This window comes from Loktanella agnita (genome assembly GCF_046640325.1).
Lineage (GTDB): Bacteria > Pseudomonadota > Alphaproteobacteria > Rhodobacterales > Rhodobacteraceae > Yoonia > Yoonia agnita.
This window is the reverse complement of the sequence record NZ_JBJMBF010000015.1, coordinates 66,096-78,723: the sequence shown is the minus strand read 5'-3', so window position 1 is coordinate 78,723 and position 12,628 is coordinate 66,096. Positions and strand designations below refer to the sequence as shown.

Below are 12,628 nucleotides of genomic sequence, written 5' to 3'. Positions count from 1 at the left end.
GTTTTGCAAGAGGTATGAGAGCTATTTACTCGATCAAGACTGGAAACCGCAAATACCGCGGCATGTGGCCGTCTCTAACGGAGTATAAAATGAAAGACACCCAATTCGGGCCTAAGGGCTGGACACCAGAACGCCTCGGCTCACTTGCAGGCAAGACCTATATTATGCGGGCTTTCAGGCGGCGCGTATCCTGCTAACCAAAGGTGCGAAGGTGGTGATGCTGAACCGCAGCGCAGAACGGTCCACCGCCGCCATCGCAGCGCTGAAAGAAGAATTTGGCGCAGGCGCTGACGTGAGCTTTGTGCGCATGGAGCTGGCCGATCTTGCGAGCGTGCGCGAGGCGGCGACAGATGTGTTGAAGACTGCGCCCCGGATCGACGCGCTGATCTGCAATGCTGCCATCGCACAGGTGCCGACCCGAAAGCTTACCAAAGACGGGTTCGAAAGCCAGCTTGGCACCAACCATTATGGTCACTTTGTTCTGTCGGGAATACTGTTTGATCGCATCGCAGAATCCGAAGGGCGGATCGTGGTCGTCGCAAGCCTTGGCGACAAGATGGGGCTACGGACGATCCAGTTTGATGACATGAACTGGGACAATAACTACAGCGCCAACCCCGCCTACAGCCAAAGCAAACTGGCGCAGATGATGTTTGCCTACGAACTGCACGACAGGGTCAAAGCAGCGGGCAAGAACGTCGCGGTATATGTCTGCCATCCGGGCTCTTCCGCGACCTCACTCATCAGCACCAGTGGCGGTCTTCTGACGCGGATTGTCTGGTGGCTGATGACCAAATCACCAATGGTTCAAACCGCCGAAAAAGGTGCATATCCCGAAGTCATGTGCGCCACCGAAAACGGTCTGGAAGAGCGCGCGCTTTATGGCCCCACGGGTCGCATGGAATTCGTCGGCCCGGTCGGGAAAGGCACGCTGGAGCCTTACGCCTACGACAAGACTGTAATGGCTAAATTGTGGGATGTGTCGGAACAGGCAACGGGTTTCAGCTGGGAGCTATGACGGACACGCAGGCGCGGCGTCGCTCCTTCTGAGCACTCACGCAGGCTGCCATACCGCCCTCTGCCTGCTCCAAAACACACATGCTCTGCGCATCGCGAAATTTGCTGATCCTCATCCGAATTCTCCTCGGCCAGCGTGAGGGCAGTATGTAGTTATGAACCCAGATAGGTTACCGGGAAAATACATCCGACGCCCCCATCCAGCAATGACATTATTGATAGCTGCGAAGGCGCTTCAGCCCGTTAGTTTCTATAGTAGGATTGATAGCCACCGTAGCTATTGTCATACCCATATCGTTTCATTCCCTGCGCCGAAATTTGTCCCAGCACCAGTCCGGCGACTTTCACATTCACCTGCTCTAACGCTTTCAAACCGCTAACGACTTGCCGATGCGAGGTCTGATCCCAGCGGACTGTGTAAATTGTCGTATCAACCCACCGCCCGATGATACGTGCATCGGTGACGGCAAGGACAGGCGGCGTATCGATAATGACAAAGTCATATTCGGCCCGCAGCGTGTCAAGAAATGTGCCAAAGCGTTCTGAAGAGAAAATATCTGCCGCGTTCGTTTGTGACGTTTCGCCCACCAGGACATCGAATTTCATATCCGGCACCGTCGTAACGGCCTCAGCCAGCGAAATTTCGTCTAAGATGACACTGAGAAAACCGTATTTCTTAGGAATATCAAAATATTCAGTCATGACACGGCGTCGAATATCGCCCTCGACTAACAGAACTTTCTTGCCAAGTCCGGCCAGATTCAGCGCCAAAGCGATGGACTGTGTGGTCTTGCCTTCACCAGGTACCGAAGAGGTCGACATGATCACTTTTGGTGACCTATCCAAATTCGCCAGCAGCAAAGACGTACGCAGATTACGGATCGCTTCGGCGGCTGCGGAATTGGGTTTATCATGCAGGTATTGCACCACATTTTTTCGTTTTCGCGCAGGAATCTTTGGCACTTGCCCGATAACATCATACCCGGTTTTTGCCTCAAGATCCTCTGCCAGCCGAAAGGTGTTTTGTGAAAACTCTCGCAAGAGAACCATTACAGACCCGCCAAACAAGCCGAGCAGCAGTGAGAGTATGAAAATAAGGGACATTCTGGGCGATGATGGTCCGACGGGCACAATTGCAGACGATAAAATTCGGCTCTCTGCCTGCTGTAGCCCCTGCTGAACGGAGGTTTCCTTGAGCCTGTTCAGGAAGAACTCATAAATCAAGCGGCTCGCCTCTGCCTCGCGTTGCAGCTGCTGCAAAGCGACCAGTTCATCCGATTGAATGTCGATGCTCCTCTCTAGCTCAACAACAGAAAGGTTTACAGCGGCGCGTTGCGTCTGGGCGCGTGACCGCTCCAGCTCGGCGTCGGAAACCAGTGCCGCATATTGACTACGAAAGAGGTCTTGTGTCGCCACAGTATTGGCATTGGCCAGCAGAAGCGCGAATTCAGGGGTATCTGCGGCTTCTGCCATGCGCGCCAAGTCGCCAGTTTCTTGGGCTGTCTTCAATCGGCTCACACGTGCGTCCAACCTTGCAAATGTGCCCGTCAAATCCGTCAGCCGTTCGCGCATGTCTTTAAGTTGGCGGTTTAACGCGACAAGGCCCTCTGGACTGATCAGATTGGTGTTATTGCTAAACTCTTTCAACTCGCTTTCGCTTGTCTCAAGTGAGATCTGCAACTCCGCGACACGATCCGTCAACCACTCTGTCGCTTCTGCGGTTTTTTCAAACTTCAACGCAATCTGATCTTCGACATATAACTCAGCCAATCGGTTGGCGATCTGCGCTGATTTTTCAGGGCTTTCACTGAAAGCGGATATATGAAACACATAGCTTTGGCGGACGTTTGATACAGATATTTGGTCCAAAAGATTATTGATAACCGAATCTGTAATCGTTTGATCAGAGTAAGTACGGGGTATCACCGTCTGGCCCAAGATATCCTCCTTGACGGCACCTGTGATCCCATCGAGTGACACCCAAGATGGCGTGCGAAGCGTGTGATTGAACTCCGGATCTTGCGTTAGGTTCAAATCGGCAACGACTTTGCCAATCAGCCTGCGTGACCGCAACACCTCTACCTCTGTGTTGATCGCGACCTGGTCGCCAGAAATGCCGGACACCACACTCTCAATATCAACGACTTGGTTTTGACGGCTTTCTAAAGCCACCGTCGCATGTGTCGTGTAGATTGGCGTCGCAAGGCCGACTGCATAGTAGATCCCGGCGCAAAGCGCCAAGGCTCCGCATAATACAATCCAGAGTTTACCGCGCCACAAAATGCCAAACAACTTTGCCAGATCGATTTCGCCGCCCATCGCGGTAGCGTCGGTGGCAAGCGTGCCTTGTGAAATAATAGAGGCGCGGTTCATATGTATGTCCTGTCAATCGGCTTGTACTTGCTTCCCACAGGCAGCGCAGGAAGGCAATCTACACGGCTGTGAAAATCCACTTAAGGGATCTTTAAGAATCATTTAAACAATGTAAAGTTGTCCTTAACTTGATGAAGAGAAGTTAAATAAGCATTTGTTATTTATACCCTAGGTGGAGTGTGACCTTTGATAGCGCATCTTTTGTCGATGTCGCGGACCAAGAAAAAACTCGTTTTTCTGGCTGCTGACTGTCTCATCGTTCTGATCAGCTATTACTCTGCAGTTGCCTTGCGTTACGGAAATTTCTGGCCATTTTCCTCTCCGAATGTGTCGGTGTCTCTATTGCCGGTCGTTGTCTTGGTCAGCCCCGCAGTTATTCTTTTGTTCGGCCTGCATCGTGCCAAACTGCACACGATTGAAAGCGATGCGACGGTCCGGATCGCGATGGCCGCTGCGATGTTATCGCTGGCCGGGATTGCTGCAAGTTACCTACTGAACCTATCCGGCCCGAGATCTGTACCGCTCATTTTTGGCATTATTTTCTTTGTTCTGGCGTTGTCGACGCGTATATTTGGCCTTTATGCGCTACGTCATATCAGTCAGAATAAAAGTACTTGCTTGCCAGTCATCATCTATGGTGCCGGTGCTGCTGGTATCCAACTGGCCGCCGCATTGCGCCAATCAGTCGAGGCGCGGCCTATACTGTTTGTTGATGATAATCCCACGCTGCACAGGGTCGTCGTCGCGGGGCTGGAAGTCCGACCGCCGAGTGAATTGCCGCATCTGATTGAGAAATACGGCATTGCCCGTATTCTGCTGGCGATCCCGTCACTGTCGGAGCAAAGCCGCAATGAACTTTATGCCCGGCTGACAAAACTTCCGGTTGAAGTGCAAGTTCTTCCTTCCTTTATTGATCTGATGTCAGGGCGCAGTCTCCAGACATCTTTACGCCCTGTGTCACCCGATGAATTGCTTGATCGCGATAAGGTCGAACTTGATAGCCCGGAAATTGCCAAAGCCTACGCCGGACGCGTCGTCATGGTCACGGGTGCAGGGGGCTCCATTGGGTCCGAATTGTGTCGGCAATTGATAAACTGCAGACCGACCTGCATCGTGCTATTTGAACAATGTGAATACGCGCTATACGCGATTGAACTCGAACTTTCGGAATTGACAGCACAGACAGATATTACAGTTCTCCCGCGCCTCGGTTCGGTGAAAAACCGAGGATGCGTCGCGCGTGTCGTGGCAGAAGAGAATGTCGATATCATCCTTCATGCGGCTGCGTACAAGCATGTGCCCCTCGTCGAACACAACGAAATCGAGGCGGCATCAAACAACGTCATTGGCACAAAAATCGTCGCCGATGTGGCAAACCAGGCTGGCATCGAACGCTTCATCCTTGTTTCAACAGACAAAGCCGTGCGGCCAACCAGCATCATGGGCGCAACGAAACGTATGGCAGAGCTTGTCGTGCAGGACATTCAGACGCGCGCACCAAAAACACGTTACGCAATGGTCCGTTTCGGCAACGTGCTGGGCTCATCCGGGTCGGTTCTCCCTCTTTTCCAGAAACAGATTGCATCAGGAGGACCCTTAACCGTCACACACCCTGACGTGACGCGGTTCTTTATGACTATTCCAGAGGCCGCACGGCTTGTGTTGCTGGCGGGTGCCTACGCACAAGGTGGTGATGTTTTTGTGCTTGATATGGGGCGGCCACAAAAGATCATCGATGTCGCAAAGCGTATGATCGCTTTGTCGGGCCGCACACTGAAGGAAACTGACGATTCACCCGGCGATATCAAGATAGAGATCACTGGCTTGCGTCCGGGTGAAAAGCTTTATGAAGAGCTGCTCATTACAGAAAACTTGTCTACAACACCGCACGCAAAAATCCTGCGCGCGGAAGAAGTCCCGCTGAGCGAGATTGAGGTTGCCTCCTTGCTTCGCAGCACAGAGGCTGCAATTGCGAGCGCCGATCCTGCAGCGCTACGGCGCATTATTGAAGGCCGGGTCGAAGGCTATCACGTGCCTATGCATGCAAGCGCATTGGCCTGATTTATGTACTTATGAACTCGCAGGATTCCTGCGATACATAAGCCGCAGTCAGACGACCCGTCATATATGCGCCCGTATCAACGGAGATCCTGCTGTCTCGATTTGATGGGTTTTGCACAACCGTATGGCCATGTACGACACAATTGCCGTCCTGCCGGCGTTGGCCAAGGAACGCCTTATGCCCCCAAAGCAGCGTTCTTGATCGCTGCATGTCAGGCGCACGTTCAGGGTCCATCGCGGCATGAACGCACCAAACATTACCGCTGTTCCAAGACAATGGCATTGCGCGAAGCCAAGGCAGAATTGGTGATGGCAGGGCAGCTTCAAGCGCGTCACATGCCTCTAACAATTCGTCAGAGCTCGGCGTTACCGGAATATCAATTCCATAGCTGGCAAGCGTTTCTCGGCCACCAAATTGAGACCATCTGGCGCCCCGACCCAGTGGGTCGTCGATGAAGTCGCACATCATTTTCTCATGGTTGCCCAGCAAACAAGTGACTTTGCCGGGGCGACGATGCGATAGATCATAAAGTGCCTTGAGCGTCGCCGCGGAATCTGGCCCGCGGTCGATATAATCACCAAGAAATACAATCTGTTCGTCCGCAGCCCTGCCGATCTGGCCTAACAATACCTGCAAAAGATCAACGCACCCATGAATATCGCCAACAGCATAAAATGGGGCGTCAGGACGCAAAGAATTCTCTGTCGAAGTGTTGTACGCCGCTGCGTCGGAACGCTTTCCTGCTAAGATCTTGAGGAATTGTCGCAATAACTTTCTCCCATGTTCTTCAGACTCGCAAGTTTTACAATAGATGTGTTTGGCGGGTGTTACGCCACCTTGCAATCCCCCACAGGTTGTTGTTGTGATGGGCCGAAAGATTGTAGTGACCTGTGTCAATTTGTACCTTGATAGAAGTATCCCAGTAGGGGGAAGAATGTCGTCAGACGCAGCAAAATGCTATGATAAGCTTTGGGCTCTTGTCTGCTGCGCTTGTCTGCCTTGGCAAGTACACGCGCAACAAGACGACAAAAATAGGCCATATGTCTATAACCTATATGGCACGCCCGGTTTGATCGATATGCCGACGGCGCAAAGCGCTGCTGATGCGGAATTGGCCGCAACCTATGGATACTTTGCAGGAACCACTCGCACGACCCTTAGCTTCCAGATCAGTCCGCGTCTTTCGGGCAGCTTTCGCTATTCGCAAATTCAGGACTGGGTGATCGCGACTGGCGAAGATACCTTTGATCGCTCTTTTGATCTACGTTACCGACTGGTCGATGAAGGTGCATTGCGCCCGGCAATCGCCATCGGTCTGCAGGATATGGTCGGAACCGGTATTTACTCTGGCGAATACATCGTCGCGACGAAGCGTCTGACACCCGCGATCGCTGTAACCGGGGGAATTGGGTGGGGCCGCATTGGGTCTTACAGGGGATTTGAAAACCCTCTCGGTGCTTTCGACAAGAGCCTCAATGATCGCCCCATCGAGATATCAGGTATCGGTGGTCAGTTAGAAAATGGTGAATGGTTTCGGGGGGATGCTGCGCTGTTCGGCGGCGTTTCTTGGCGGGCGACCGACGATCTGACCTTGCTGGCTGAGTATTCATCTGACGCCTACATCCTTGAAACGGATGCCGGACGCGACCTTTTTGAGCGAAATTCACCCCTGAATTTTGGGCTGTCTTATGCCATATCAGACGATGTTTCTTTGCAAGCCTATTACCTGTATGGCAGCGAAGTGGGTGCGACAATGAGCTTCCGTCTCAACCCGAAAGAACCCGCTGTCTATGGCAGCACAAACTTGCGCCCCTCCCCTGTCGTGCCACGCGCTCCCGGCGTGGCGCCTGATCTGGCATGGACCCAACAAGCCGATGCGCCGCGCATCCTGCGCGACAATGTGGACCGGTTGCTTGCATTTGAAGGTATGACGCTTGAGGCGATGACTATCGCACCAACCGCTGTGACCGTCTTGTTTCGCAATGACAGATACATGGCAGGACCAGAAGCCGTGGGCCGTGTCGCCCGCATCCTGACACGTGCAATGCCTGCATCGGTGGAGGTTTTTACCATTGTACCAGTCAATGACGGCATCAATGCAGCAGCAATACAGCTACGCCGGAGTGACATTGAAGAGCTTGAATTTGCTCCTGATAACGCATGGCAGTCCTATGCGCGGGCGCAAATTCGCGACGCCTCTAATGCAAATGAAGGGGCAACCTATACCGACGGTCTCTATCCCTTTTTGCAATGGCGTCTTGGGCCATATGTGAGCACGTCTTTCTTCGACCCGGACAGCCCGATCCGCGCTGACGTCGGTCTTGAGCTATCGGCGCGCTATGACATCGCACCTGGCCTGATCCTCGACGGCGCACTGCGCAAACGTATCGGTGGAAACCGCGATGACGGGCGCGAATCCACATCTGCCATCCAGCGGGTGCGCACGGACGGTCCGATCTATGCTGCCCAAGGCGATCCATCGATCAATCGCCTGACTGCGGTTTATCAATTCAATCTCGCGCCTGATTATTACGGCCGGGTGACGGGCGGCTATCTGGAACCCATGTTTGGCGGGCTTTCAACCGAGGTGCTTTGGAAACCTGTTAACAGCCGATTAGCGCTGGGCACAGAACTGAACTATGTAAAGCAACGTGATTTCGACCAGTTGTTTGGGTTTCAAGACTACGATGTCGTGACAGGTCACATTTCTGCTTATTATGCGTTCGAAAACAACTTGCATCTCCAACTAGATGTAGGCCGTTATCTGGCCGGAGATTACGGTGCGACGATCTCTCTGGATCGCGAATTTGACAACGGGTGGCGCATTGGTGCTTTCGCCACGCGTACAGACATCTCGGCAAAGGATTTTGGCGAAGGGTCCTTTGACAAAGGATTACGGCTTTCGATCCCCTTGGAGTACGTCCTTGGCACACCCAGCCGCCGCGTTGAAACTGTCACAATGCGTCCACTCACACGTGATGGGGGCGCGCGCCTGATTGTTGACGGCCGGCTTTATGAAACCGTGCGCGGGTATCATGATGATGCCATGCGCGGAAATTGGGGACGGTTCTGGCGATGATTTTCCTTAAACTTCGTTGGTTTCTGGCGGGTGCACTTGCATTGTCAGGCTGTGGGAACACGGCAAATGATGAGCTGATCAAGGGGCTTTGGCAGCGTTTCACCTCACCTGATAAAACGACAGCCACAGCCGATATTGATGCCCTGCGCGCGGCCGTCACGCCGCAGGCACTTGCGCAAATTGATGGGCCGGTTCTTCTGGCGCAGGTGCCTGCTTTGCAGGGCGCTGCTATTTTAGTCTTGGGCGGACGCAACGCTGGGGTGGAAACATTTCTCACACCTGATGGGGTCAGCATCAGCACAGAAAACGGGATGCTGGTCGCAACCCGCGGCTTTGGCTATGACCTGATGACAGCGGATGTTGCGGAACCACTCAGCGCGATAACCGACGCACGGCCAAGAGCGGTGCGAATCCATCGCTATCTAAATGGTGAAAATCAGCTAGTGCCGCAGAGCTTTGTTTGTCGTTACGTCGCATTAACGCCAACACAGATAAATGAATCTTGTCAGTCATCCTCAGATTCATTTGAGAATAGCTATACCACGAATTCAAAAGGACAAATTGTGATGTCGCGCCAGTGGATATCACCTCAACTCGGTTACATCACGACAGAGCGCCTAAAGTAGCCTCACTAACGCGGCGAATGATCCGCTTAGGCTCCAGACACCATTTACAACCATTGGTTAAGTGGATATGATTCATTAACAACTGAATGAATATGCAGAACGTACGACGTTAACGAACCTAAAGGAAATTCCGATGAAGTTTTTCGCTCCTCTCGCAATCACCGCTGCACTTGCAGCTGCACCTTTGGCTGCGCAAGAAGTTGTTCCTATTGATCCTGTGACAGGGATCCAAGGCTTCGGCGCATTGGGCGCGACGACCACGCTTACAATTATTGCGGGCGTTATTACCATTGCAGTTCTCATTGCAGACGGCGATGGTTCGTCATCTGGCACCACTGACTAGCTTAGCAATTAGGCTAAGTGTGAAATCGAAGGCAGGCCCTAAGCGCCTGCCTTTGTCTATTAACTGCGCTGACATAACTTGCCCTTCCGGGCAGGCCAGCCCAAGATAATGCGCTTGAAAGAACATATGAAAAAGTGGATTTTCGGGGTGTTTATTGCCGTTTCTCTTAGCGCATGTGGCGTGGCATATATTTCCCCACAAGTAAGCGCCGCAGACGGAAAAGTGCGTGTCATTCCACTGACCACGGATAGCGTTCTTGTGGCAAACCGTAATACCTATACCCCGCGGCAAATCCCCAATGAATTTTTCCAGAATGCCGGCAGTGGTTCATTTTTGCGCGGCACTGGTACGACACCTCAGCCAAGCCTGTCTGAACAGCAGCGCCCCGCAACCCTGTTCACGCGGCTTCCGCCTGAAATAAACCCTGGCCCTTATCGGATCGGTGTTGGTGACGTTGTTCTACTTGCAATCAAATCGACCAGTAACTCAGTAGAGGAACTTAGCGGCCTGCTTGCCGCTCAAAATAGCCGTCAAGGTTATACGGTCCAAGACGATGGGGCGATTGCAGTCCCCGATGTCGGCCGCATCGCCATTGATGGCCTAACATTGGAAGAGGCAGAGGCGCAGCTTTTCGAAAGACTTGTGCAGAGCCGGATCGAGCCCACCTTTAGCCTTGAAGTAGCAGAGTTCAACTCGCAGCGCATTTCTTTGGGTGGCGCGGTCGCGACGCCCAAAATCGTGCCCGTTACTTTGACACCGCTACATCTGGAAGAGGCACTTGTGCGCGCAGGCGGCATTACGACCGCCGATGTGGATTTCGCATCTATCCGCATCTACCGTGACGGCATACTTTATCAAATCCCCCTGACCCGATACCTTAGCGAACCTGACCTGCAAAAGACCCGTCTTGCCGCTGGCGACAACGTCTTTGTAGATACTGCTTTTGAGCTTGAAAAAGCCCAGGCATATTTCGCCGAACAGATCACCCTTGCAGAATTTAACCTGCAAAAACGTACACAGGCTTTGATGCAGCTAAGCACCGAAATAGCGTTGCGGCGCGAGACCCTGACCGAAGCACGCGGAAACTTTCAAGAACGGATCTCCCTTGATGCGGTAGACCGCGACTTTGTTTATTTGACCGGAGAGGTCACGAAACCGGGGCGCTTTGCTATGCCATTCGGGCGACAAACCACTTTGGCCGATGCACTCTATGCCGATGGTGGTTTTTCGGCAGAGACAGGCAATCCGGCGCAAATATATGTACTACGCAGCGCCGAGGGCGATTTTGGCGCTGTGAGCGCCTGGCATCTGAACGCACGCGATGTCACCAATTTGCTTCTCGCGACGCGGATGAACCTTTTGCCGAACGACATTGTCTTCATAGCTGAACAGCCCGTTACAAGATGGAACCGCGTCGTCCAGCAACTAATCCCGTCACTCATCACATCCGGCGCCGCGTTGGCTAGCAACTGACTTGGCAACACCAACAGTTCACTGCCTCTCTTGGCTGCAAGATATCCCATGCCCGCGGATACTCATTAAGGCCTAAAGCGCCGGCTTAAAGCTTGAATCGTTGTGAATCTTACTGGTGTTTCATCCCGTTTGGGAGAATGCTTCATGTCAGGTGTTTGACGTTGAACCGCGTGTCCGACAGCTTCGACATCTCGCGGAAGTGCCGGATTTTGGCTGTGATCGACGGTATCACGCGGGAATGCTTGTGCTTCATGACGGACACGAGCCTGTCATCAGGCGCCCGGGTTGCCAGACAGTTCAGCACGCTGATCCGGGTCTATGGCAAGCAGCCAGGACCAATGCCAACACCTGACATGCTTTATAAATGAAAACAAATGTATGACGGCCATCTATGGCGGAGGAGGTGGGATTCGAACCCACGGTAGACTTTCACCTACGTCGGTTTTCAAGACCGGTGCATTCAACCACTCTGCCACTCCTCCGACCGCGCCCTGTTAGCGATGAAATTCTGATTCGGAAAGGTGCTTTCCACAGCGGGGATTTTCGCCGACATTTCAGGCCACAGCCTTCCAATACGGTCCGCGCAGCGCTATCGTGCCGTAAAGACGTGGGTCAAGGACGTTGTCGGTGGCGCCGGACATGCCGATGCCGTACAAGACAACCAATGATCCCGGATCGACAATAAGGCGTGTGCGGTGAACGAGTGCGCAAGACACAGGGGCGGAAAATGACAGGCAAAACAAACATGATACGCGGCAGATTTGCGATCTTGCTTACCACGGTGGCCGTGACGGCGCTGACGGCTTGTGAGGACACAGGCGCACAAACCGGCGACGCCCCTGCCCCTGCGGTGAATGCGGCGCAAGAGCCCGGCACGCGCGATGTCGAACGCCCGGACGTGTTCGAGGTCACGGATCGCGGGCTTTGGGACGGTCGCCCGTCACTGGGTGGCGTCTGGGTCGCGCACCCTGATGTGAAAGACCCCGAGCGGGTGATCATCCGCAACCCGGCGAATGGACAATCTGTCACGGGTGCCCTGTTCCGCCGCGAACGTGAAAACCCCGGCCCGCTGCTGCAAGTGTCGTCCGATGCGGCAGAGCAGTTGGGCCTGCTGGCCGGTGCGCCAAGTGAATTGAATGTGGTCGTGCTGCGCCGCGAAGAGGTTGAGGTCGAAGAAACACCCGAACTCAACCCCGTGGTCGCTGATCTGGATGCGCCTGTAGCGGTGGCATCCACACCGCTTGCCCCGGTGGCTGGCGCCGCTGCAGCAGCGATTGACGCCGCTGATGCGGCCGTCCCTGCAGACCGGGTCGATGTAGTGTTGCCCCCTGCCCCGAATGCAGACGCCACTGCCGCAGATACAGCGCCGGAAGCAGAAGCCGCCGTTGCCGCCCCTGCGGTCGACCTGCCGGACGGGCCGCTGATCCAGATTGGTGTGTTCAGCGTGCAGGCCAATGCGGATGGCGCGGCACAGCAGATCAGCACCGCCGGGATCGAAAGTGTGGTCGTGCCGGAAGAGGCCAGCGGTCGCACGGTCTGGCGCGTGGTCGCCGGGGCCGGGCTGGATAAAGAGGCGCGCGATGCCGCCGTTGTGCAGGTTCAAGGTCTGGGCTTTGTTGATGCCTTTGTGACAGAAGGCTAGATTGGCCACACCA

At 53.9% G+C, this 12,628-nt stretch carries 9 protein-coding genes, 1 tRNA gene and 1 pseudogene; 8 read left to right on the top strand and 3 right to left on the bottom strand.

Annotated features, from left to right (window positions below):
- The first annotated feature begins 217 nt into the window (after nt 1-217).
- Complete coding sequence (locus ACJ5NV_RS16145) at nt 218-1,018, top strand: SDR family NAD(P)-dependent oxidoreductase (protein WP_411645346.1); 801 nt, start codon at nt 218-220, stop codon at nt 1,016-1,018.
- A 242-nt stretch (nt 1,019-1,260) separates the two neighbouring features.
- Here ACJ5NV_RS16145 and ACJ5NV_RS16140 read toward each other — a convergent pair whose 3' ends face one another.
- Nucleotides 1,261-3,390 (bottom strand): GumC family protein, encoded by a 2,130-nt coding sequence (locus tag ACJ5NV_RS16140; protein ID WP_411645344.1) that lies wholly within the window; start codon nt 3,388-3,390, stop codon nt 1,261-1,263.
- A 444-nt stretch (nt 3,391-3,834) separates the two neighbouring features.
- Here ACJ5NV_RS16140 and ACJ5NV_RS16135 point away from each other — a divergent pair, with 444 nt between their 5' ends.
- Entirely contained in the window at nt 3,835-5,451 is a 1,617-nt protein-coding gene (locus tag ACJ5NV_RS16135; RefSeq protein ID WP_411645342.1) for a polysaccharide biosynthesis protein, read from the top strand.
- Between the two features lies 1 nt (nt 5,452).
- Here the strand turns inward: ACJ5NV_RS16135 and ACJ5NV_RS16130 are convergent, their stop codons facing one another.
- Nucleotides 5,453-6,349 carry a metallophosphoesterase family protein gene (locus tag ACJ5NV_RS16130; protein WP_411645340.1) on the bottom strand — a complete coding sequence of 299 codons (897 nt, stop codon included), beginning with the start codon at nt 6,347-6,349 and terminating at the stop codon, nt 5,453-5,455.
- A 37-nt stretch (nt 6,350-6,386) separates the two neighbouring features.
- Here ACJ5NV_RS16130 and ACJ5NV_RS16125 point away from each other — a divergent pair, with 37 nt between their 5' ends.
- The 5 genes and pseudogenes from ACJ5NV_RS16125 to ACJ5NV_RS16105 form a co-directional block, all read left to right on the top strand.
- Entirely contained in the window at nt 6,387-8,531 is a 2,145-nt protein-coding gene (locus tag ACJ5NV_RS16125) for a YjbH domain-containing protein (protein ID WP_411645339.1), read from the top strand.
- Entirely contained in the window at nt 8,528-9,157 is a 630-nt protein-coding gene (locus ACJ5NV_RS16120) for a YjbF family lipoprotein (protein WP_411645338.1), read from the top strand. Before ACJ5NV_RS16125 ends, ACJ5NV_RS16120 begins: the two co-directional genes overlap by 4 nt.
- A 133-nt stretch (nt 9,158-9,290) precedes the next feature.
- Entirely contained in the window at nt 9,291-9,500 is a 210-nt protein-coding gene (locus ACJ5NV_RS16115) for a hypothetical protein (RefSeq protein ID WP_411645337.1), read from the top strand.
- 126 nt (nt 9,501-9,626) lie between these two features.
- A complete protein-coding gene (locus tag ACJ5NV_RS16110; protein ID WP_411645335.1) occupies nt 9,627-10,973 on the top strand; it encodes a polysaccharide biosynthesis/export family protein in 1,347 nt (448 codons plus the stop codon).
- A 158-nt stretch (nt 10,974-11,131) separates the two neighbouring features.
- Nucleotides 11,132-11,308 (top strand): annotated as a pseudogene (locus tag ACJ5NV_RS16105) (IS3 family transposase); the annotation flags it as partial.
- 57 nt (nt 11,309-11,365) lie between these two features.
- Here ACJ5NV_RS16105 and ACJ5NV_RS16100 read toward each other — a convergent pair.
- Nucleotides 11,366-11,455, bottom strand: a tRNA-Ser gene (locus tag ACJ5NV_RS16100).
- Between the two features lie 245 nt (nt 11,456-11,700).
- On the opposite strand from ACJ5NV_RS16100, the gene ACJ5NV_RS16095 reads away from it, so the two are divergent.
- A complete protein-coding gene (locus ACJ5NV_RS16095; protein ID WP_411645333.1) occupies nt 11,701-12,615 on the top strand; it encodes an SPOR domain-containing protein in 915 nt (304 codons plus the stop codon).
- Nucleotides 12,616-12,628 lie beyond the last annotated feature (13 nt).